Origin of the sequence: Aidingimonas lacisalsi (genome assembly GCF_008079445.1) — a bacterium.
In the GTDB taxonomy this organism is placed as follows: domain Bacteria; phylum Pseudomonadota; class Gammaproteobacteria; order Pseudomonadales; family Halomonadaceae; genus Aidingimonas; species Aidingimonas lacisalsi.
Genome location: NZ_VRYH01000013.1, coordinates 17,782 through 40,071, shown reverse-complemented (window position 1 = coordinate 40,071; position 22,290 = coordinate 17,782). Strand labels below are relative to the sequence as shown.

At 57.6% G+C, this 22,290-nt stretch carries 24 protein-coding genes and 1 pseudogene; 19 read left to right on the top strand and 6 right to left on the bottom strand.

Going from position 1 to position 22,290, the window contains the following annotated elements; translation table 11 throughout:
* Positions 1-380: 380 nt before the first annotated feature.
* Entirely contained in the window at positions 381-815 is a 435-nt protein-coding gene (locus FVV99_RS17665) for a GFA family protein (protein WP_148255445.1), read from the bottom strand.
* A gap of 177 nt (positions 816-992) precedes the next feature.
* On the opposite strand from FVV99_RS17665, the gene FVV99_RS17660 reads away from it, so the two are divergent.
* The 12 genes and pseudogenes from FVV99_RS17660 to FVV99_RS17605 all read left to right on the top strand — a co-directional run.
* Positions 993-2,012: a GlxA family transcriptional regulator gene (locus FVV99_RS17660; protein WP_092567444.1), complete on the top strand. Its 1,020-nt coding sequence runs from the start codon at positions 993-995 to the stop codon at positions 2,010-2,012.
* Between the two features lie 65 nt (positions 2,013-2,077).
* Entirely contained in the window at positions 2,078-2,815 is a 738-nt protein-coding gene (locus tag FVV99_RS17655) for a lipoyl protein ligase domain-containing protein (RefSeq protein ID WP_148255444.1), read from the top strand.
* 187 nt (positions 2,816-3,002) lie between these two features.
* Entirely contained in the window at positions 3,003-3,599 is a 597-nt protein-coding gene (locus tag FVV99_RS17650; protein ID WP_148255443.1) for a glutathione S-transferase family protein, read from the top strand.
* A 129-nt stretch (positions 3,600-3,728) separates the two neighbouring features.
* Positions 3,729-4,235: a methylated-DNA--[protein]-cysteine S-methyltransferase gene (locus FVV99_RS17645; RefSeq protein WP_407921361.1), complete on the top strand. Its 507-nt coding sequence runs from the start codon at positions 3,729-3,731 to the stop codon at positions 4,233-4,235.
* Positions 4,217-4,582: a nuclear transport factor 2 family protein gene (locus tag FVV99_RS17640; protein ID WP_148255442.1), complete on the top strand. Its 366-nt coding sequence runs from the start codon at positions 4,217-4,219 to the stop codon at positions 4,580-4,582. Before FVV99_RS17645 ends, FVV99_RS17640 begins: the two co-directional genes overlap by 19 nt.
* Before the next feature lie 173 nt (positions 4,583-4,755).
* Positions 4,756-5,151 carry a GFA family protein gene (locus FVV99_RS17635; protein ID WP_148255441.1) on the top strand — a complete coding sequence of 132 codons (396 nt, stop codon included), beginning with the start codon at positions 4,756-4,758 and terminating at the stop codon, positions 5,149-5,151.
* Between the two features lie 191 nt (positions 5,152-5,342).
* Positions 5,343-5,876 (top strand): AAA family ATPase, encoded by a 534-nt coding sequence (locus tag FVV99_RS17630; RefSeq protein WP_148255440.1) that lies wholly within the window; start codon positions 5,343-5,345, stop codon positions 5,874-5,876.
* 306 nt (positions 5,877-6,182) lie between these two features.
* A complete protein-coding gene (locus FVV99_RS17625) occupies positions 6,183-6,539 on the top strand; it encodes a GFA family protein (protein ID WP_148255439.1) in 357 nt (118 codons plus the stop codon).
* A gap of 223 nt (positions 6,540-6,762) precedes the next feature.
* Complete coding sequence (locus FVV99_RS17620; protein ID WP_148255438.1) at positions 6,763-7,359, top strand: O-methyltransferase; 597 nt, start codon at positions 6,763-6,765, stop codon at positions 7,357-7,359.
* A gap of 291 nt (positions 7,360-7,650) precedes the next feature.
* Complete coding sequence (locus tag FVV99_RS17615; protein ID WP_161599044.1) at positions 7,651-8,835, top strand: FAD-dependent monooxygenase; 1,185 nt, start codon at positions 7,651-7,653, stop codon at positions 8,833-8,835.
* Between the two features lie 9 nt (positions 8,836-8,844).
* A complete protein-coding gene (locus FVV99_RS17610; protein ID WP_148255436.1) occupies positions 8,845-9,315 on the top strand; it encodes a GNAT family N-acetyltransferase in 471 nt (156 codons plus the stop codon).
* An 80-nt stretch (positions 9,316-9,395) separates the two neighbouring features.
* Positions 9,396-10,226, top strand: a pseudogene (locus tag FVV99_RS17605) (helix-turn-helix domain-containing protein); the annotation flags it as partial.
* Here the strand turns inward: FVV99_RS17605 and FVV99_RS17600 are convergent.
* Positions 10,215-10,808 (bottom strand): LysE family translocator, encoded by a 594-nt coding sequence (locus FVV99_RS17600; protein ID WP_148255435.1) that lies wholly within the window; start codon positions 10,806-10,808, stop codon positions 10,215-10,217. The pseudogene FVV99_RS17605 and the gene FVV99_RS17600 overlap by 12 nt on opposite strands.
* A 285-nt stretch (positions 10,809-11,093) precedes the next feature.
* Here FVV99_RS17600 and FVV99_RS17590 point away from each other — a divergent pair, with 285 nt between their 5' ends.
* Together FVV99_RS17590 and FVV99_RS17585 are read left to right on the top strand one after the other, a co-directional pair.
* A complete protein-coding gene (locus FVV99_RS17590; RefSeq protein ID WP_148255434.1) occupies positions 11,094-11,543 on the top strand; it encodes a GNAT family N-acetyltransferase in 450 nt (149 codons plus the stop codon).
* Between the two features lie 140 nt (positions 11,544-11,683).
* Positions 11,684-12,094: a GFA family protein gene (locus FVV99_RS17585; RefSeq protein ID WP_201745151.1), complete on the top strand. Its 411-nt coding sequence runs from the start codon at positions 11,684-11,686 to the stop codon at positions 12,092-12,094.
* Positions 12,095-12,394: 300 nt separating this feature from the next.
* On the opposite strand, the gene FVV99_RS17580 is transcribed toward FVV99_RS17585, so the two are convergent.
* Complete coding sequence (locus tag FVV99_RS17580) at positions 12,395-12,877, bottom strand: substrate binding domain-containing protein (protein ID WP_236645461.1); 483 nt, start codon at positions 12,875-12,877, stop codon at positions 12,395-12,397.
* A 129-nt stretch (positions 12,878-13,006) separates the two neighbouring features.
* Entirely contained in the window at positions 13,007-14,233 is a 1,227-nt protein-coding gene (locus FVV99_RS17575) for an MFS transporter (protein WP_148255433.1), read from the bottom strand.
* A gap of 101 nt (positions 14,234-14,334) precedes the next feature.
* On the opposite strand from FVV99_RS17575, the gene FVV99_RS17570 reads away from it, so the two are divergent.
* A complete protein-coding gene (locus tag FVV99_RS17570) occupies positions 14,335-15,300 on the top strand; it encodes an AraC family transcriptional regulator (protein WP_236645460.1) in 966 nt (321 codons plus the stop codon).
* A 264-nt stretch (positions 15,301-15,564) separates the two neighbouring features.
* On the opposite strand, the gene FVV99_RS17565 is transcribed toward FVV99_RS17570, so the two are convergent.
* Positions 15,565-16,488 carry a LysR family transcriptional regulator gene (locus FVV99_RS17565; RefSeq protein ID WP_148255431.1) on the bottom strand — a complete coding sequence of 308 codons (924 nt, stop codon included), beginning with the start codon at positions 16,486-16,488 and terminating at the stop codon, positions 15,565-15,567.
* A gap of 77 nt (positions 16,489-16,565) precedes the next feature.
* On the opposite strand from FVV99_RS17565, the gene FVV99_RS17560 reads away from it, so the two are divergent.
* Entirely contained in the window at positions 16,566-17,813 is a 1,248-nt protein-coding gene (locus FVV99_RS17560) for an MFS transporter (RefSeq protein WP_236645459.1), read from the top strand.
* A 5-nt stretch (positions 17,814-17,818) separates the two neighbouring features.
* Complete coding sequence (locus FVV99_RS17555; protein WP_148255430.1) at positions 17,819-18,850, top strand: aldo/keto reductase; 1,032 nt, start codon at positions 17,819-17,821, stop codon at positions 18,848-18,850.
* 150 nt (positions 18,851-19,000) lie between these two features.
* Here the strand turns inward: FVV99_RS17555 and FVV99_RS17550 are convergent, their stop codons facing one another.
* A complete protein-coding gene (locus FVV99_RS17550) occupies positions 19,001-19,894 on the bottom strand; it encodes a LysR family transcriptional regulator (RefSeq protein WP_148255429.1) in 894 nt (297 codons plus the stop codon).
* Positions 19,895-20,220: 326 nt separating this feature from the next.
* Here FVV99_RS17550 and FVV99_RS17545 point away from each other — a divergent pair, with 326 nt between their 5' ends.
* Complete coding sequence (locus tag FVV99_RS17545; protein WP_201745150.1) at positions 20,221-20,988, top strand: SDR family NAD(P)-dependent oxidoreductase; 768 nt, start codon at positions 20,221-20,223, stop codon at positions 20,986-20,988.
* A gap of 74 nt (positions 20,989-21,062) precedes the next feature.
* Complete coding sequence (locus FVV99_RS17540; RefSeq protein ID WP_148255427.1) at positions 21,063-22,244, top strand: MFS transporter; 1,182 nt, start codon at positions 21,063-21,065, stop codon at positions 22,242-22,244.
* Positions 22,245-22,290: the final 46 nt, after the last annotated feature.

The window sequence follows — 22,290 nt, the reverse complement described above, 5'->3', positions numbered from 1 at the left end:
TGCCGCTAACAGGCCGGATATAAGCGTGCAGTCTCACCCCGGCCATGGCGATTCGGGCTTGCACAACGGGACGGGTCCATATAAGCGGTTTCAACCGCGATGCAGGGCGGTTAGCCCTGCCTGGGTGATACGGCTAATCGCGACTGAAGTCGCTCCTACAAGACCCGTGCTCCGGGAGCGGGTGGTTCTGGAGTTCGTAGGAGCGGTTTCAACCGCGATGCAGGGCGGTTAGCCCTGCCTGGGTGACACGGCTGATCGCGACTGAAGTCGCTCCCACATGAATCCAGGCCACGAGGTGCCGTGGTTGATGGGGGGAACGATGTCTACGGCGAGTGCGACACGAAGCGGCACCGGAAAGCAGGCCGGTCATCATCACAGGATCACTCAGTCACCCGTTCGCCCGAACCGCCGATTTCCAGTGGAACATCGCGGAATTTCTCCAGACCATCGGTCATGTGCATCCTCGCCTCCTGATAATGGACATGGATCTCGGGGGCGAAACGTAACTCGGGGATGACGGCGACATACACATCGACAAGCCCCAATGCCGGATGCTCGGTGAAAATGTGACCACCGCATCGATCGCACCATTGACGCACGCTATCCGGGGTTTTGCTATAGGTGCGAATATGGTCCGCGCCTTGGGTAATCCGAAGGCATTCCGGTTTCCATAGGCTAAAGGCATTGACCGGCCCTGCGGACCAGTGACGGCAGGACTCACAGTGGCAGTAGCCCATGGCTTCCGGAGCACCGGAAACCGTGAAGCGGACGGCACCGCAGAAACAGCTCCCGCAATACGTGGATGGCGTAGTCATCATTACCTCCTCAAGACTCGTGATTGCCATGACTTGAAGCGTGGCGTCTGAACGTCATTTCAGGTAGTGGGAGATCGGCCAGATAGTAGGGGTGTTTTCGTCAACACGGGTTTACGCCTTGCCAAACCCGAAGAAGCGGCACACATTCAAGGTCAGCGTTGCCTTGGGTATGTGATCATGTATGACGTAACGGTAGTGCTCGTGGCCGGCGGAGCCCCTTCCACGGCGGTGGCACCGATAGAAGTCTTCAACAGTGCCGGCATCCTGTGGAACGAGTTGTACGGCCAACCGGCGCATCCGTTGTTCCGATTGCAAACCGTGTCCCTGGATGGTCGCGCTGTTCAAACCGGATTCGGATTGCATCTGGACCCCGACGGTTGCATCGATGATGTCGGCAACACGGATCTGATCGTGCTCGCTGCAGTGGGAGTCGATATTGCCTCTGCGGCCCCTGCCCATGCCTGTCTGTATCCCTGGTTGCGTCACTGGCATCGACAAGGAACATGGATCGCCGGTGCCTGTGCCGGAACGGCGTTGATTGCCGAGAGCGGTCTTCTCGATGACCAGGTGGCAACAACCCACTGGGGCGTGGTTGAAACTTGCCGCCGACGCTACCCTCGGGTCCGCTGGCAACCGGAACGAATACTGACCGAAGCGAACCACGTCGTTTGTGGTGGCGGGGTCTACGCCGCGGTGGATCTCAGCCTCTATCTGGTCGAGAAGTGCTATGGGCATCGTATCGCGTTGCAAACGGCCAAGGCATTGGTGCTGGAAACCCCTCGAACATGGCAGATCGGTTATGCGGCGGAGCCACCCAATGCAAGCCATGGCGATGAACGCATCGCTCAGGCTCAGGAATGGCTTTTTCGCCATTTCGACCAGCCACTTTCGATAAACCGTCTTGCCGCCCAAGCATGCATGAGTCCGCGTAATTTTGGTCGGCGTTTCAAGACAGCAACCGGCCAGACACCGATGGCTTACGTTCATCAACTACGCATCAACGTCGCCAGACAACTGCTGGAAAGTGAACGACGAACCGTTCAGGAGGTGAGTGGTGCCGTTGGCTACGGTGACGTAACCTACTTCCGTGAGCTATTCAGGCAGCAGACGGGAATGAGCCCACAGGCCTATCGTCGGCGATATGCCATCGGGCCCACGCAAAAGACTGTTCTCGAAGGACTCGATTCGGAATGCTGATGCTGATTGCTCATGTCACATGGCCGCTCTTGCCTGCATCGTAAGTCAAATCATCGGAACCTCACATGACGACAACCGACCACCTCCGGCAACATCCCACCGTTGAAGCCGGACTCACCGCGGAAGAGGCATTGCTGGAATCGGTCTGCGAAGGCGAGCGCTCGCTGGGCTGCCTGGCATGGTCACCAAGCGACCACGCGCTGGTGATGCCGCGCCGTCATCAGCGCCTCGACGGGTTTACCCAGGCACAGGAACGACTGGCGGACATGGGCTGGCCGGTACTGTTCCGCGCCACCGGCGGCACACCGGTACCGCTGGGGCCGATGGTCGTCAACGTGGCGCTCGCCGTTCGCTGCCAGGTGCGCAGTTCGGCGGCACATCTCGAATGGGGCTATCACCGCCTGGGCGCCCCCTGGTGCGAATGGCTCCGCTTACTGGGCGTGGCCTCGGCGGATCTCGGCAACGTACCGGGGGCTTACTGTGATGGCCGCTTCAACGTACGCATCGACGAACGCAAACTGGTCGGCACGGCCCAGCGCTGGCGGCGAGTACGAGGAAGCCGCGACATGGCACTGCTGGTACACGGCTCCATGCAGGTCGAAGGCCAACCGAAAGCACTGGTGGATGTCGTCAACACCTTTCAGGCCGCCGTTGGAGATTCCCAACGCTTCCTGCCGGAAAGCCATATCGCCCTGAAAGATGCGTTGCCCGAGTTGGACATCGACGCGGCGTTGCCCGGTTTGGTGGCGCGGTTGGTGTCTGGTGATTGCGTCAGGAATTCGGGGGAGTTCCAGTTGGGTTAGTTGTGCAGTTAGCCATTGGAGTGTGGCTGATCAGCAATTCGTCTTTTTGGCTCGACCGCTTCCGAAAACTAAGGGGGCGAGCTTGGTCCCTTTTAACAAGGCGCTGCATTTTTCCGGCCTTCAGCCTCCACCGGACGCCCTTGTCAGGGCGCCACTTGGCTTCGCGTTACATCGCAAAGGAGAGTGCGTGAAAATTTACGGTGATACCAAATCAGGCAACTGCTACAAGGTTCAACTCGTTTGTAGTCTGCTGAATATTGACCACGAATGGATTGATGTCGATATCCTGGCTGGCGGCACTAAGTCTGACGATTTCTTGAAAAAGAATCCCAATGGCAAAATACCCTTGCTCGAGCTCTATGAGGGCGAGACCCTTGCTGAGTCAAACGCCATTATCAATTACCTGGCAGGCGGGTCCGCTCTCTATCCAGAGGGCGGTCTGGCTCAAGCACGCGTCCTGCAATGGCAGTTTTTTGAACAATACAGCCATGAGCCGTATATCGCGGTAGCTCGCTTCATCAATAAGTACCTTGGGCTTCCTGAGGAAAAGGTCGACGAATATGCCTCAAAGCAAGCTGGCGGCCACAAGGCGTTGCAAGTCATGGAGCAACAGCTTGGGAAAACACCATATATAGCAGGTGAGAACGTTACTACTGCGGACATTTCGCTTTATGCATACACACACGTAGCTCACGAGGGCGGCTTTGCGTTGGAGGCTTATCCGGCCGTTCTAGCATGGCTAGACCGAGTGGCTTCATTGTCGAATTTCAAAGGCATGGAGTGATTGCCATGTAACAATCACCGTCACGGCGGCTATCTACGACGCAGGTTTCAGTTCGAACAGCCGCGCTTATGACAATGCCCGGGAGCGTCTCGCCATGACCCCGTCCGCGTACCGGAAGGGGCTGCAGGGCTGACAATCCGTTATGCGATTGCACCGTGCTTTCTGGGTTGGGTCATAGTGGCAGTGACCGATCGCGGGATCTGTGCCATCGAGTTTGGCGACAATCCGGAAGCTTTGCCCGCTCAAGTACGTCAGCGTTTTAGCAAAGCGTGCCTCGAGGCGGGTGGGCCAGAACTCACTGAAATCATTGAGTCGGTCATTGCCTTCATAGAGGCTCCGGAAAGTGGCGTTGAGCTCCCCCTGGACATTCAGGGTACTGCTTTTCAGCAGCGTGTTTGGAATGCGCTGCGCTCCGTGCCACCGGGTCATACCGTGAGTTATGCTGAGATTGCTCGCCAGATCGGTTCTCCTAATGCCGTGCGTGCCGTAGCGCAGGCGTGCGAGGCCAACAAGCTTGCGGTCGCAGTGCCTTGCCATCGCGTGGTACGTAGTGATGGGGCCGTTCAGCACGTCATTAAAACGAACCGCTTCCCGCAACCGCAAAGAGGAGAGTTAGCATGGAGCTATCCGAACTGATTACGCTTTACACGGGGGCGTGGAGCGAACCTGATCGCGCGCTCAGACAGCAATTGCTTGAACGCGTATGGGCTGAGGACGGCACTTACACCGATCCCACTGCACACGTCGCAGGTAGAAAGGAACTCGTTGATCACATTGGTGGGATTTTTGAGCAATTCCCGGGAGTCCACTGTGAACTTACCAGCGGGGTCGATATGCATCACGAGAAGCTTCGCTTCACTTTCCGTATGCTGCTTGCGGATGGGCAGCCACTTCTGGAGGGAATTGACTTTGGTGAGTTGGCCACCGATGGCAAGCTGCATCGCATCGTTGGGTTCTTTGGACCACTTGCACCCAAACCGTAGATGTCGATCGGTGAAGGAGGTCCGCGCCCCTCTACGGACTTATAGCATCGATGCCGACATGTATCGGCTAACTACCAAGAAAGGCATCTATGACCACGACATGGGGATATATATGGAAAGGGGCTATAAGGTTCGTAAGGCGCACTAAGTTAGGGTAAAGGGAGGCCATCGCAGTGCTCAAACAAGTAGGCGGCGTTGAGATTCACCGCAAGCACAGGGCTACTTGCCACTGTGGCATGGTGGAACTCGAACTTGACCTGCCTGAGGGTCTTGTTGACCCGAAAAGGTGTAATTGTTCCATTTGTGCGCGCAAAGGAGCAGTGATGGCCTATGTGCCATTGAGTGGTCTACGCATCATTAAAGGCGCAGAGTACCTTACGCTCTATCAGTTTAATACGCGGGTTGCCAAGCACTATTTTTGTTCGAACTGTGGCATCTACACGCATCATCAAACGCGCTCTAATCCTAATGTATATGGATTCAATATTGGGTGTTTGGCGGGCGTAAATCCGCATGATATTGGTAACCTTCCGATTAGTGACGGTATAAACCATGAATCGGATCTGTAGCATAGGGCCTGACCCAGTGTCCCAGATCGTTCCTCTGGGATTCTGCAGCGTACAAGATGACAACATCGAAATGCTGTTGATTTCACCTGATACTCGTGGTGAAAGCATTGGCTTATGGTTAGCTACTTGCAGGGGGCAACAAAGGCGGACGCCCCTGACGGGCCGCCGATTCGTTCGGCGTTAGGAGTGAGATGAACCGTCGATTCGTAGTCACCGGCGGTCCCGGTGGCGGCAAAACTACAATCCTTAGTGCCCTAGCGGAGTGCGGATATCGCATCGTATCGGAGTCTGCCCGTAGGATAATCAAAGAACGGTTAGCAGCGGGGTTATCACCTCGACCAGATCCCGTTGCCTTTGCCCAAGAGATTCTGAGTTCGGATATGGCAAAGTATCGGGATGCAACTACCTGCGACCATGCCATGTTCTTTGATCGTGGGGTGTTGGACGCGCTGTATATGCTTGAGGCGGAGAGCGCATTAGCAAGCGATGAAATCGCGCAATACGTTCAACAGTTCCCATATAACGACGTCGTCTTTCTTCTTCCTCCATGGGAAGAAATTTACGGTAAAGACTCAGAGCGTGACCAAAGTTTTGAGGAATCCATAAAGGTTTTTGAAGGTCTGAAACGTTGGTATTTGCAATGGGGTTACGAAACAATAGAAGTTCCGCGTAACAATGTTAATGAGCGCGTGTCGTTCATCTTGAAGAGTATAGATAATCTCTAACCGATGCTTGGATGGTTCGACACTTACTTGGGGATTAGGCAAGCGCCGCGAGCGCTGCCGAGTCAGTCAGACGACTCCAAGCCGCCCTCTGATCCGGGAGCGGTTTGAGTGTCTTCGTTGTCTGATGTGAAAAGATCGGTCTTTCCTGTGATCAGGTGTTTCGCTTGGTCACTGAACCCCCACTCCGCCTTGGGCTATATCAGCCCGGTGGAATATGAGCAAAGATGCGCATAACTGAGTGTCTACTTTCCGTGGGTAGGACCATCTGCGTGGACGTATGTAACGAACTGAAAAGGAGATAAAGCAATGGCACTTTCACATTACGATGGCGGCTGCCAGTGTGGCGCCGTGAACTATGAAGTTGACGTAGATCTTGAAAATACGATCACATGCAATTGCTCCCGCTGTCAGCGTATGGGCTTTGTGCTGGCATTTTCACCACTGGAGAACTTTCGGTTGAAATCCGGAGAACAGGAGCTAACCGAGTACCTTTTTAACAAGCAAGTGATCCGCCACCTCTTCTGTAGCAACTGTGGGGTTGAGAGCTTTGCTTACGGCGAGATGCCCGATGGATCACCGACTGTCGCCATAAACGTCAACTGCTTGTCCGGAGTGAATCCAAGGGAGCTGAACAGCCAGCATGTCGACGGCAAGAACTTTTAGCGCCAAGGTCTCGCCGCCTAATAACGGTATGGAGCGCGACCGCTTTGCAGCCGCAGCTCGTGCCGGACGTTAGGTCTATGCAAATGCATATTCTCATTACTGGCGCCGCTGATTCCGAAACCAGCACACTTGGTAGAGCGATTGCTAGCAAGCTAAATGCTGAGTGTATCGAGACAGACGACGTTAAGTACGTGATTGCGACGTTATGAATGAGGACCCCATCATGGAGCTTGAGTTGATCCTTGAAGAGCTAGAGCGACTAGGTCAAGACAACGATGCACTTGCGACGCAGAGGGAGCGGAAGTATCTCAACATCACGAGAGATACTGGACAATTTTTAGCAGTGTTAGTTAAAGCTAGTGCGGCTAAAAGCGTTCTAGAGATCGGTACGTCAAATGGATATTCAACGCTATGGCTAGCTTCTGCTCTACCCGACGATGGGCATGTCACGACTGTGGAGGTATCTCCTCAAAAGATAGAAGAGGCGACCAGTAATTTCGAAAAGGCGAAGCTTGGTCATCAGATTACGATAGTGAAGACGGATGCCAGCAGTTACCTCAAGCAGTCGGATCAACGGTTTGATCTGGTCTTCCTGGATGCCGATCGCTCGCAATACGCGGATGTTGCACAAGAGATCGTTGCTTTGGTTCGTCCAGGTGGGCTGCTGATTTGTGACAACGCGGTTTCACATGCATCGGAATTAGAAGCCTTCATGCATGCCGTAGCTGGCACCGAAGAATTCACGACGGCTCTGGTTCCGGTTGGCAAAGGGGAGTTCGTAGCATGCAAAAGAGCTCCGATGCCGACAAACTCCGATTAGCCACGCCTCTATTGCCAAATGCGAGAAGTCTCTCGCGCAAAATCTGCGTAATTGCGCGGAGGATGGCCCAACAAGTCTGTCAATATCCTGATGTCGCCATCGTTCGCGACGAAGCTGCGTTCGCAGTAGCCTTGGAACATCATGCGTAGGTCGAAAGCGGCCCAGCCCGGCATCAACCGGCGCATCTGCTCTTCATAGGCGTCGATGTCGTGCGAGGATTTGGTGCCAGCCGACTTCGCCGCGCGGTTTAGTTCAGGCGTTATACGGTGCAAAGATGCACAGAAGAGTTTTATGAAAGTATTAATTTCAGGTGCTGGAATCGCGGGTCTCGCTCTGGCTCATTGCCTGGGCCGGAAGGGCTACCGACCTATCGTCGTGGAGAAATCATCGTCTCTGCGCGATTACGGCTATATGCTCGGACTTGTCGGAACGGGTTATGAAGTCGCCGAGCGTACAAATTTACTCCCTGCACTCGAGGCCGTACAGCACAATCCAGACCGTATGGTATACCTCAACCCCCAAGGGGAAGAGAAATTTGCCGTTGAGGACAAGGCTCTGGAACGACTGGAAGGTCCGCACGAACTCAATTTGATGCGCGGCGATATCGAGCGTGTTCTATACGAAAATGCGGCCGACGCTATCGACTTGCGCTTCGCAACCACGATCCAGTCTATTGACCAACAGGACGGCAGCGTCCGAGTCGCTCTCAGCGACGGCTCGGAGGAGGAGTGCGATTTAGTTGTCGGTGCCGATGGATTGCACTCGCAGGTCCGGGCGTTGACCTTCGGTACAGAGAAGCGTTTCGTTCGTTTTCTCGGTTGCCACGTTGCTGCCTACATCCTCGATCGATCGCATGTGCCGGACGTCGCATCGAACACGACCTATACTTTGACCGAGCCGAATCGGAGTGTGTCTCTGGTGACGACTGGAGACAGCAAATTGGTCGCGATCTTCATGTATAGGGCCGAACACGAGCATCGCTTAGGCACTGTCGAGGCTGAACTTCGAGAGGTGTTCGCGGGAATGAGCTGGCACGTTCCATTCCTTCTGGAGCGTTGTTCTGAAACGACCGACGTCTATTTTGACGAGGTTTCCCAAGTGGAAATGCCAGCTTGGAGTTCGGGCCGTGTCGTGTTGCTGGGAGACGCCGGCTACGCCGTATCCCTGATCGCGGGGCAGGGCGCGTCCATGGCCCTGGCTGGCGCTTATATACTCGCCGAAGAGTTGACGACGACACCAAACGATGTTGCAGGCGCGCTTGAACGCTACGAGTACCACCTGCGACCGAAGATCGCTCGTATCCAAAGGGTCGGGCGCAGAAATGTCGGCGTATTTTTACCGGCCAATCGGTTCCAGCTTGCTCTGCGCGATTTCGGCATACGGTTTGCCGGCTCGGCCCCGGCGGCGCCATTTGCGTCCCTGGCGAGAAAATTCTTCACTCCAAGTGGGAATCTTTACCAATCACGGCGAAAGTAGAGGGAAGCCATGACTGAGTTGTCGGTGCGCAAGATTGTTCCTGATGACGCCGAATCCATCGCGGCGTTGTGGCTTGGCTGCACCGCGGAGGTGGCCGAGACGGAAAGTATCTATGTACCGGCCGTCACTGCTGAAGAACTCACTGATGAACTAGCCAGGGAGTTCGAGGCGCGGCGCCGATTCGGCTGGGTCGCACATACCGAATCTCAGTTGGCGGGCTATGTCACTTGCGCGTTCCAGAGCGAGTCGACGCTCTTTGTTCCGAGAGAGTATCTATATGTACATGATCTCGATGTGGCACCGGCATTCAGGCAACACGGCGTGAGTCGATTGCTGATGGAGTACGTAGAAGGCTATGCTCGGGCTCAGGGCGTAAGACGCGTCGAGTTAGGTGTGGTATGGAATGACCCGCGGTCCCGCGCTGTATGGGAGAAACACGGTTTTGAACCGCATTTCGTGTGCATGCACAAGGATCTGTAATACTCGGATTGATATCCGGCATAATAATCCGCTGTAGCCGGCCCCGAGGAACGGGCGCTAACGAAAGAGATCATCAGGCCATGCCGCAACCGAATAACCCGCTATTCTGGCGCGATTCACGCATGCCCCACGTGGAGCTGCGCAAGGTCGATGACGGTCGAACGGTCTGCTATGCGCCACACAGCCATACGCATTGGTCTCTGGGCGCCATCACCGAAGGTGAAAGCACCTTCCGCTACCGTAACGACCAGTACCGGATCAGTGCCGGCAACCTGGTATTGATGAATCCGGAGTGGGTGCACGCCTGCAACCCCATCGACAATCAGCCCTGGGCCTACCTGATGCTGTATGTCGATACCGGCTGGCTGACTGACTTGCGTTACGCGGCCGGGCTGCTGACGACGCCTCGCTGGCAGGACATTTCGACGGCCGTCATCAACGATCCCACCTGGTATGAGGGATATTGCCGGATGGCGGCTTGTTTACTGGACCCGCAGCGGGATCTGCTGGACAAGCAGACGGTCGTGGTCGAATACCTCTCCGCCCTGATGCATGAACTGGCCGGCCAGCCGGCGCAGCCGCTGCCCAGGGCACCGGACATCCTGCAGGCACTGGCGGCTTACCTGGACGAGCACGCAACACAGGAAATTTCCCTGGACACGCTGTGCAATCGCTCAGGCTACAGTCCCGGCCATCTCATCCGTGTCTTCAAGCAGCACTTCGGCCTGACCCCTCATGCCTACTTGATAAACCGCCGGATTCAACTGGGGCAGCGCGAATTGAAACAGGGCACGCCCATTGCCGAAACCGCATTGAATGTCGGTTTTACCGATCAGCCGCATTTCCAGCGCACCTTCAAGCGCCTGGTGGCTGCCACACCGGACCAGTATCGACGGACCCTACTCAATCAGCAGGTACAGACAACTGGCGGCGAGCAAGACAGCCAGACTTCGATTGACCGTTATCAGCACCGTGGGGCGCTGGATGTAGCGGCGCAGGAAGGCGCCGGCATAGACCCAACTGCCCAATGACAGCCAGCAGATAGGCAGATAGAGTGCCGCAAACAGCAGTACCTGCTGTAGGTCGTTGCCACTGGTATAGGCCCCGATGCCCGAGGCGGAAGCCAGCCACGCCTTGGGATTGAGCCACTGCATTATCGCGCCGGTCATGAAACCTGGCGCCCTATGAGCGTTATCTTCGGGGAGGCGGCCATTATCGCGTGCCAACCGCACGCTAAGGTAAAGAAGAAACGCGACACCGGCCCAGCGCAGGGCTTCCTCCAATCCCGGCACCACCGCCAGTACCGAGTAGAGCCCTAACCCTATGGCGATGAATAGGGCGACAAACCCCAAGGTGGCCCCGGTCACGAACATCAGCCCCCTGGCGAGGGGATAGCGAGTCCCACTGCTCAGACACACCAGATTCACGGGGCCCGGTGAAATGGAAGCCGCCAGAGCGAATGCCGACATTGGCAATATCATGGAAAGGCTCATCGTCGTTCTCCTGGAAGCGCAATGAACGCAGTCTGCAATGGCGGCTGAACACCGTATTGAACAAAATTGTGATGCCCCGCGGTTCGATGGGCACCAGCGGATTCGGGAAAGAGTGGTGGGGTCAGAGCCATTTATTACTGGAGGCAATCAACAATGGGTGACAGGAACCTTGGGGCAGAGATTCTTGACGGTATCAATGAAATCAAGCAGTTCAAGAAGGGTAAATTGGCTCTATGAACCCATTTTCTGCGGTTTTGTCACCGGTGATGGCGGGCGTTAGACTTTATGAATATACGAACGTTTCAGGATAGCGACTTTGATGCAATAGCAGGGATTTACTCGTTGTCAAAGCTAGACGAGTTTCGTTACGAAAACGGTAGATTCGAGTTATTGCCCCTAGAAAAGGACGAGGAGCGCTTGCGGGAAATGATGGAGTCAAGGATATTCGTTTATGACGATGGCGGTATCCTCGGGTATGGGGCTGTCCTTGAAAATGAGATCCAAGCGCTATATGTACACCCACTCTCTCGCGGAAGAGGGATTGGGAAACGCTTACTAGAGCACTTGATTTCCCAGACCGGAGCTTCCGCTACACTTTACGTCGCAAAGAATAACGTTCCAGCAAAAGTCATGTATCAAAAGTATGACTTTATGGTCACCAAGGAGTTTGAAACGTCCTACAATGGTACATGGGTCTTGGCAAATGAAATGGTGCGCGAAGCTGGCTATGGTTAACAATTACAGTCACGACGTCTTTTCCATTACGCCTTCGATTCCACTAAAAACTCGCACCTGCTGGGGGCATTGGGCCACACAACGCAGGTGGCAGCCTGATGTCCTATTCAAGATGTTGCGTATCAGTCAGGAGGTTGAATATGAAATTTTCCGGGAGTTGTCTTTGCGGCTCGCTCAAGTACGAATGCTCCGGTGAGGTAAAAATGGCTGGAAATTGCCACTGCCTTAACTGCAAAAAGGCGACAGGAAGCGCATATGCAGCGGTGTTATTTGTGCCCGAGGATTCTGTTGAAGTCACAGGCGAGGTCAAGTACTACCAAAGCACTGGCAGCAACGGAGAGCCCGGGTGGCGAGGGTTCTGCCCAAATTGTGGGTCGTCGCTATTTGAAAAGCCTGGACCAGTTCCGGGGACGCTTGGGATTGGCGCAGGATCACTTGATGATCTTTCTCTTTACAAACCACAAATGGATATTTTTACTAGTCGATCGCCGGATTGGGATTGTATGGATCCGAGGCTTCCCAAATTCACCGAATTTCCACCAGAGGGTTGATTACTCTTATCGGCGAGCGGCCTAATTCGGGCGTTATGCAGGAGTCCAGGGGTAGGATTTTAGCGGTTTCTCGCTGGCTCAATTGCTGTTGCTTGTGTGCTTCACCTGGTTTGGATGGCAGGCTGACGGAGTCATGGATAAGTCCGGGCTTGAAGATCTAGAAAAGGATGTATCTTGCGGTACTGTCGCCAGTAGACCATCTGGATACTGTGGCGCATCCATAGACCAGGCCGCCCATGTTGGTAATCGGCGGCAGTGACTGGTTACAGCCTTGAGCCGGGCTTTTTCGGCTCATGGCTCTTACTGGTTTTCCGGTCGCAATGCCCAGATTGGATGCTCGGCAAGCCGCCCTTCCAGGAACGCCACGAACGCCCGCACTCGGGGCGGCACCAGTCGCCGCTGAGGCATCACCGCGTGAATGCCGGTTTCCGTTAGCCGGTGGTCCGGCAGCACCACTCTCAGTTGGCCGCTGCGCAGGTATTCGTGGATATGCCACACCGAGTGCTGCGCGATACCCAAGTCGCCGAGTACCGCCTCGGTGAGCATCTCTCCCTGATTACTGCGTATGCGACCACCTACCTGTACCGCCTCGCTTTGCCCCTGGTTGTCGGTGAGGTGCCAGACATCCTGCCGCTGCCGGCTGCTGGAAAGCACCAGGCATTGGTGGGCGGTGAGATCGGCGGGGCGTTGCGGGGTGCCGCGTCGGACATCGGAGAGGCTCGCCAGATGAGCCTGCAGTGCCGGTGCACCGATACCACCCAGTAGCGCCCACAGGCCGAGCATGACGCCACCATGCCGAGCGGGATGGCGAACAGGACCATGATGCCCAGACGTGTGGCGGCTTCATGGGTCTGCATGGATGATTCCCTCCGTTACCCGGACAAGGTTGGCGCATTGACATTAGTGTCAGGGTCAAGGGGAGCCGGCAGCACCTTCAGCCACCGGCGCGGGGGCACGAGTGCGTACGCCGAACAACACCAGCGTGGCGCCTGCCAGCAGCAACACACCCGCCGCGGCGCAGACGGCCGGCACCCCGCCCACACCGATGGCGGCACCACCGATGACGGCCCCCATCGCGATCGCCAACTGTACCGACGACGATACCAGCCCACCGGCACTCTCGGCTTCGTCGGGCACGGCCTGCGTGACCCAGTTCGACCAGGCAACGGGGACCGCACCGAAGGCGAAGCCCCACAGCGCCACCATCAGCCCGGCTGACCAGATCGAAACGCCACCCAGTGTGGCCATCAGCCAGCCCAACGTGCCCATGATCAAGGGCATGCTAGCCAGCGTGAAGCGTAAACTGCGCTCGAGCAGGTAGCCTGCCGCCAGCGTACCGAGAAAGTTCGCGATCCCGAACGCCAGCAGCATCGATGAGATACCGGAAATACCCGAGCTCGATACGGCCTCGAGATACGGCCGCACATAGGTGAAGAATGAAAAATGACCGCAGAACACCAGAATGAGAGCGACAATACCCATTCCTATTCCTGGACGTTTAAGCACCACGACCAGCGTACGCAGCGGCGTTGGTCGTTTCGGCTCCATCCGTGGCAATGTGCAGAACTGGAAGATCAGTGTCAGTACGGCGAGCGCGGCCGAGAGCAGGAAGACGTTGCGCCAGCCGATCAGATCGCCGAGCAGGCTCCCCAGTGCAGCAGCGCTGACGGTGGCCAAGGGCACGCCGGCAAAGATCAACGACAGTGCTTTCGGCACACTCTGTTCGGGCACGAGACGCATCACCGTAGCGGCGGACAGCGCCCAGAAGCCGCCCAGCGCAATGCCCAGCAACGTGCGCCCGGCCAGCAACCAGGCCAGATTCGGCGCGAACGCCGCCGACAGACTGGATGCAATCATCAGCACGGAGAAGCCCAGCAACACGTGGCGACGATCCAGGCGTCGCGTAGCCGATGTCACCAGCAGTCCGGAGAGCAGCGCTAGAATCGCGGTCACCGTTACCGCCTGGCCCGCCTGACTTTCGCTGATCGCCAGCGATTCAGCCATCGGCGTCAACAGGCTGGCCGGCAGAAACTCCGCCATGACCAGGCTGAAGACGCCCAGTGTCAAAGAAAAGACGGCGCTCCAGGCCGCGCGAGAGGGCACCGAAGAGGAAACGGTGCGGGAGTCGTTCGTCGTCATCTCGAAAGCAACCTTTAGCAGTGATAATGACGCCTAGACTATGGTTGCGTTCCCGGCTAATCTATCACCATTACTCTCCATTTTTTGATCGATCGTCCGAAATGAGAAAATCGCCTTTCCCCGACCGCATCTCAAGCGAGTGGATCAACGAGCTGCTGCTCGGCATGCGCCTGTCTGGACTGAACTATCGCTGCATTCAGGTAACGCCACCCTTTGGCATCCACTTCAATAACGGCAACCACTGTGCCCAATTTCACTTCGTCGCGCATGGTCCGGTAACGCTCAAGGTCGGTGATGACTGTCTGCGCCTCGACACCGGCGATGCCGTGCTGCTACCGCGAGGCGGCGATCACCACCTCCTCTCGTCACCGACGGTAGAGAGTCTGGATATCGAGCGAATCGACGCCATTCCGCTCTGCGATGGCTTCAGCCGAGTCGACGAATGTGCGGGAGCGGCCGCGGATGATCGCCAGTCAGTTCACCTGTTCAGCGGCTGCATGCAGTTCGATCTCGGCGGTATGCATCCGCTCGTTTCGATGATGCCAACGATCATGCATGTTGGCACGCTTCTCTCGCGCTACCCGGAAATACTGCCCATGCTGGAGGCGATGGCGCGAGAATCGAGACTGGAGCGTGCCGGTGCCGCCAGCATTCTCTCGCGCCTGGCCGACGTGGTCGCCGCCAGCATCGTGCGCGGCTGGGTAGAGTGCGGCTGTAGCGACATCGGCGGCTGGGTCGAGGCACTGCGCGACCCACGTCTCGGCAAGGTGATCGCTGCCATTCACCGCGCTCCCGACCACCCCTGGACGGTGGCCGAGATGGCCGCGACGATGGGCAGCTCACGCTCGGTTTTCGCCGAACGATTCCGAGCCACGCTCGGCCTATCCCCGCTCGGCTACGTCACTCAGTTGCGCATGCGCCTGGCCTCGCAGTGGATCGCCGAACAGGATATCTCACTGGAGCAGGTCGCCGAACGCCTTGGCTACGGCTCCCAGGCCGCTTTCGCACGCGCCTTCAAACGCGAAACCGGGCAGACACCCGGTGCAGTGAGACAAGCAACTCACTAGATTGCGTATGAACAGTCATTGTTGCCACTTCCGCTATGCCACAGCAGCACAGGTGAGATATGGCAGGAACATATTGGGAGCATGATCGTCCGCACACCGTCGTGACGCCGGCCAAGGGTGACGTCATGCGTCTGACGGGGCGGATTGATAACAAATAACGCGCTGAGGCGTGAACACCTCATGCCTTCTGACAAGCCGATGTGGCCGGACACGTTTTCCACCGTTTCTTACAGCCTCGAACCGGGCTTTTTCGGCTAATGACTCTTACTGGTTTTCCGGTCGCAACGCCCAGACCGGGTGCTCGGCGAGCCGCTCTTCCAGGAACGCCACGAACGCCCGCACTCGGGGCGGCACCAGTCGCCGCTGGGGCATCACCGCGTGAATGCCGGTTTCCGTTAGCCGGTGATCCGGCAGCACCACTCTCAGTTGGTCGCTGCGCAGGTATTCGTGGATATGCCACACCGAGTGCTGCGCGATACCCAGGCCGCCGAGCACCGCCTCGGTGAGCATCTCGCCCTGATTACTGCGTACGCGGCCGCCTACCTGTACCGCCTCGCTTTGCCCCTGGTTGTCGGTGAGGTGCCAGACATCCTGCCGCTGCCGGTTGCTGGAAAGCACCAGGCATTGGTGGGCAGCGAGGTCGGCGGGGCGTTGCGGGGTGCCGTAGCGGTCCAGGTAGCCGGGAGTGGCGCACAGTACCCGTCGGTCGTCGGCCAAGCGTCGGGCCACCAGGCTGGAGTCTTCCAGAACGCCGATGCGAATGCCCAGATCGTAGCCCTCGCCCACCAGGTCCACCATCTGGTCGGTCAGGCTGACACTCAGGTCCAGCCTGGGGTAGCGGTTAAGGAACTCCGGCAACAGCGGCGAAATGTACTGGCGCCCGAAGGAGTGGGGCAGGGTGACGCGCAGGGTGCCGGTGACGTTGTCGGCGCTGCCGCGTAGATCCTGGGTGAGTGCTTCCAGTCCCTCCACCAGGTCGCGGCCCTGTTCCGCCAGCGCCAGACCCTCCGGGGTGGGGTGGAGGCGTCGGGTCGTGCGATGTAACAGCCGTACGTTGAGGCCTTTCTCCAACCGCTGCAGACGCTGGCTGGCCACCGCCGATGACAGATCGAGGCTGCGGGCGGCGGCGCTGATCGTGCCCAGGTCCATCACGCGAAGAAAGAGGGCGATGTCGCTCAGACGGTCCATGGCGGGCTCATTATCAACAAAATATTGAAAGTGATTAAAGATAATAAAGGTATCAAGGAAGATAATCCGGGTCTAGCATGCGTCTCATCATTCCCTTGATGGACGTCTCGATGATGACTGCAACCTCTTCGCGCTCGGTTCCCTGGGCGCTCTACGCCTTGACCATTGGTGCCTTCGGCATCGGCACCACCGAATTCGTGATCATGGGGGTGCTGGAGCAAGTGGCCGCGGATCTGGATGTGAGCATCCGTCGCGCGGGCCTGCTGATCTCCGGCTATGCCCTGGGCGTGTTCGTGGGGGCGCCGTTACTCACCATCGCCAGCACCCGTTGGCCGCGCAAGACGGTGCTGGTGGTGCTGATGGTCATTTTCACCCTTGGCAACCTGGCCTGCGCGCTGGCATTGAATTACCCCATGCTGATGGTCGCCCGGGTGGTCACTTCCCTGGCGCACGGCACCTTTTTCGGCGTCGGCTCGGTGGTCGCCACCGGTCTGGTGGCGCCGGACAAGCGGGCCGGCGCCATCGCCATCATGTTCACCGGCCTGACCGTGGCGACGCTGCTGGGCGTACCCGCCGGCGCCTGGCTGGGGCATGAATACGGCTGGCGCACCACCTTCTGGGCGGTCACCGGCGTGGGCGTGCTGGCGACCCTGGTGATCGCGGTCATGGTGCCCCGCGACAGCGGCGACGGCGAGGAATCCGGCTGGCGCGCGAGTCTGGCGGCGATCGGCCGACCAACGGTATTGCTGGGGCTGCTGATGACGGTGCTCGGCTTCGCCGGGGTGTTCACCGTATTCACCTACATTCAGCCGATGCTGACCGGCATCGCCGGTTTCTCCCAGGACGCAGTGTCGCTGATTCTGCTGGTGTTCGGCGTCGGCATGATCGTCGGTAACCTGCTCGGCGGACGACTGGCGGATCGGGGACAGGCACCGGCGCTGCTGATCACACTGGCAGTGCTGGCCGCCGTACTGGGTCTGTTTCCTTTTGCGCTCGAGTATCAATGGACGGCGGTGGTCTTCGTCGGCCTGCTGGGTATGGCCGGCTTCGCCACGGTGGCGCCCTTGCAACTGTGGGTGCTTAACCGGGCGGTAGGGGCGGCCAGCCTGGCATCGAGCTTCAACATCGGCGCGTTCAACCTGGGCAATGCCCTGGGCGCCGGACTGGGTGGCGTGGTGATAGAGCAGGGTGGCGGCTTTACCGCCGTGCCCGGCGCCGCCGTATTGGTCACTCTGACCGGGCTGGCAGTGGCCGCCTGGGCAGTCAAGCGAGATCGGGGCACGGCCATCCAGCCCGCCCCGTCAATTTCCTGCGAACAGGAGTGAGTGTGATGGAATACCGTTATCTGGGGCGGTCCGGTTTCAAGGTGCCGGCATTGGGTTTCGGGGCCGGTACCTTCGGTGGCAAGGGGCCGCTGTTCAGCGCCTGGGGCAATACCGACGTAGAGCAAGCGAAACGGCTTATCGACATCTGCCTGGATGCCGGCGTCAATCTGTTCGACTCCGCCGATGTGTATTCCGACGGCGCCTCGGAAACGATTCTCGGCGCGGCGATCAAAGGCCGCCGCGACCGGGTGATCGTGTCCACCAAGCTGTCGTTGCGCAGCGGCGAGGATGCCAACGACGTCGGCAGTTCCCGCCACCACCTGATCCGCGCTACCGAACGCGCGCTGAAACGACTGGAAACCGACTATATCGATGTGCTGCAACTGCATCATTTCGACGCCATGACGCCGGTGGAAGACGTCATGTCGACGCTGGATGATCTGGTGCGGGCCGGCAAGGTGCGCTACTTGGGAGCTTCCAATTTCTCCGGTTGGCAGTTGATGAAGTCCCAGAGCGTCGCCGAGCGCTACGGGTATGCACGCTTCGTGGCCAACCAGACGTACTACTCGCTGGTGGGCCGGGATTACGAGTGGGAACTGATGCCGCTGGGGCAGGACCAGGGGCTGGGCGCCCTGGTATGGAGTCCGCTGGGCTGGGGGCGTCTGACCGGCAAGATTCGTCGTGGCCAGCCGCTACCCGCGGGGAGCCGTCTTCACGAGACGGAAGGGTTCGCGCCGCCGGTACCGGACGAACGACTGTATCGGGTATTGGATGTGTTGTTCGAGATTGCCGAGGAAGTCGACAAGACCGTACCGCAGGTGGCGATCAACTGGTTGCTGCGACGGCCGACGGTGTCGTCGGTGCTGGTCGGCGCCCGGGACGAAACCCAGTTGCGGCAGAATCTCGGCGCCGTCGGCTGGCGTCTCGACGACGCCCAGATCGCGCGTCTGGATGCGGCCAGCGCGGTGACCCCGCCTTACCCCTATTACCCTTATTGGAACGGTCAGTTCGCGGAACGTAATCCGCCGCCGGTATGACCGGCGCGGGCTGAAAACGGGGCGCTCAGGCGCCCTCTTTCCAGCCCCCTGTGCCAAACTCTGCAAGCACGACCGGCGATCTCAACGAAAAACGGTTGACGACCTTCTCTTCGTTCGTCCGGACGCTTGTAGCTTGGAATTGCGAGAAGGCTATTCTCTGTACCGCATGGCCTCGATGAAGGCTGCGAAGGCAGGCGATTTTCGCTTCCGACTGGGATAGTAGAGGTGAAACCCGTCGATCATTGGGCACCAATCCGTCAAAACTTCCACCAGGCGCCCATCGGCCAAGTACGGCGCAGCCAGTTCCTGAGGCACGAAGCCGAGACCAATGCCATCGAGTGCTGCACCGAGCACGGACGTGGTGGTATTGAATGCGGCCTGCCCCTCGACACGCAAATGGAGGTCACGGTCTTCGGGGGAGCGGAACTTCCAGCGCATAAACCTGCCGGCAGCAAGTCGAATATTGATACAGTTGTGATTGCTGAGCTCATAAGGCGTGGCCGGCGAGGACCGGCGCTCGAAGTAGGCCGGCGAACCGATGACGCTGAACCGCCAATCCGGACCGATGCGTATGGCCACCATGTCCCGCTCAAGCGCCTCGCCGATGCGAACGCCTGCATCGAACTTCTCTCCAACGATGTCGGTAAGCGCATAGTCCTGGCTGAGTTCGACTTGGATGTCTGGATACTGCTGAAGGAAAGCGGCGAGCTTGGGCCGGAACACCGTCTCGATAACTGCCTCGGTGCAGGTGATCCGGATGATGCCGGCAGGCCTATCACGCAGCTCCCCCAAGTCTTCGAGTTCCGCATCGATCTGCTCCATCAACGGACCGACGCGTCGTTGCAGACGTTCACCCGCATCCGTCGCCGCTACGTTGCGCGTCGTGCGTGACAGCAGGCTCACTCCGAGCCGCTCCTCTAGTCCCGTCACAGTGTGACTCACGGCTGACGGCGTAACCCCTAGTCGCGCGGCAGCCTTCGTGAAACTCCGTTCCTTGGCGACGGCCAGGAAAGCGGCAAGCTGATTGATGTGATCTCGTGGCATTCTTGAGCTTATTTCAAAAACGCATCAAGTCTAGTGGCACTAGTAGCAAGGTTCAATCCAAATTAGCCTTTCCTTTGCTATTTGGAACCTATAGGCCACTAGAAACAAAAGGGGGAGCCTTAGGCTTTGTACGAAAACTGCCTACGCTTGGCAATACGGCGTTAAAAATCGGCTCAAAATGCTCATTTACACCCCGTAAACTCCGCGTTTTCGCCGATTTTTGCCTTGTCTTGCCTTCGCTCGCCGACTTTTCGTACAAACCCTAGGGAGACCATCCTTGCAGACCGCTCTTTGATGACGGGGATAGCTGAATTCAGGAGGTGACAATGTTATCAAATAAAAGAGCAGTAATTACGGGTGGCAGCGACGGCATTGGCCTGGGAATTGCTAAAGCATATGCCCAAAACGGTGCCAGCTTGTTACTGGTTTCACGCAATGAGGAAAAACTCAGAGAAGCGGCTGGTGTTCTTTCTTCATACAACACCGAAGTCAATACTTTGTCGGCCGACTTGTCAAATATAGAGGAGGTTAGAAAAACGGCTCAAAACATACTCTCCATCTGGTCAGAGGTGGATATTCTGGTTAATAACGCTGGCGCTGGAAGCTTCACTCCATTCACTGAAACAGCCGAAACCGATTTGGAGCGACATTTAAACCTTAACGTAAAGGCGCCCTATATCCTGACGCAGTGCTTGCTCGGCGCCATTGAAGCGCGTAAGGGAAGCGTTATAAATATTTCCTCCTATTTTGCACATCGCATGTTGCCGGGGAGACCCTCGACGGCATATTCATTGACCAAAGGAGCCATAAACGCTTTCACCAAATCTCTCGCCTATGAGATTGGCTCAAAAGGCGTCCGAGTCAACGCTATTGCGCCTGGGACTGTTGATTCGCCCTTGGTGCGGTCGAATTTTGAGAAGCTTACCGACGACGGAAAAACGCGATTTTCTGAAATGATCAAGACGATTTATCCTCTCGGCCGCATTGGCGAGCCAGACGATATTTCTGGCGCAGCAGTGTTTCTGGCGTCGGAGCAAGCTCATTGGGTTACTGGGTCGATCCTGGCCGTCGATGGAGGGTTGACTACCAACTAGCTTCTCCGCATGAACCCTTGATTGATCACGCCTGACTGACGGACTGACTCCCCCCATCTTCAGGAGGCCTGCACATGCGTTCAACATCTCTACCTGACGTCAACTTACGTGGAAAGGTGGCTGATGTTCCTGGTCCACGTCATGCTTTTCTGCTTTTACTGCTTATGGTATGCGGCTTTCTTGTCGTCGGACAGCTCTACATCACCATCCCTCTGGTCCCTGATGTCGCCGGTCAGTTTGCCATTGCACCGGAACGAGCGGCTTTTATCGGCTCGGCATTCGGTTGTGCTTATGCCATCGGCTTTCTGGTGTTTGGACCGCTCTCTGATCACTACGGGCGGCGCAGGCTGATTCTGTTCGGATTGAGTGCGACTGCTCTGGCGACCTTGTTGGTGAGTTGGGCACAGAGCTTCGAGATGCTTCTTGCTTCGCGTGCCGTGCAGGGGGTCGTCGCAGCGGCGTTCCCGCCTGCAGCACTGTCACTCATCGCAGAAGAACTGCCGCCCGCACAACGTTCGTTCGGCGTGTCGCTGATGAGCTTCGCCTTTTTGGGAGCCGCTCCGCTCGCACAGGTCCTTGCCGATGGAACGGACGCCGGGCTGTCGGGAATCATGCTACGCCTCGCTCCTCTCTATCTGATTACGGCCATCGCCCTGGCTTTCGTGATCAGGGCTGGCAATGGGCGGACCGAGCAAGCCGGGTCATTGCGTGGACATCTCACGTCGCTCCTGCGGAACACAGGTATTTTCACGGCTTGGGGCGCGGCTGTCACCGTGTTGTTCGGTTTCGTTTCGCTACATGCTGGAGCGCAGGCCCTGGGAGACCGGCTCGGTGTCGATCTTCAAACCCTGCGCCTTGTCGGCTTGCCGCCATTGCTTCTGACCTTTGCCGCTGCACCATTGACGCGCCGCCATGGTGCTTCCTTCACAGCACGTCTCGGCCTTACGCTGGCGGGACTGGCTCTTGCGCTGGCAGTCGTGGCCACATCGTGGGCTGTAATGGCGGCGAGTATGGTTCTATCAGCAGGCGTTGCCTTCGCCGTGCCCGGCCTAATTGCCACGGTGGCAGGACATGCTACCAATGCCAATCGTGGGCTCGCATTGGCGATTTATACCTTCAGCCTATTTATCGGAGCGAGCCTCGCTTCACCCGTGGCGCAGGCTCTGGCACAGATCGGTATCGCAACGCTCTGGCTGCTCCCAGCCGGTCTGCTGCTCATGGCTGCGTTCGGCATCACCGTCAACGCGTGGTTGTAGTCCAGAGTCGCAAACGGCTGAATAAACAATGCGTTAAAAAAGGATT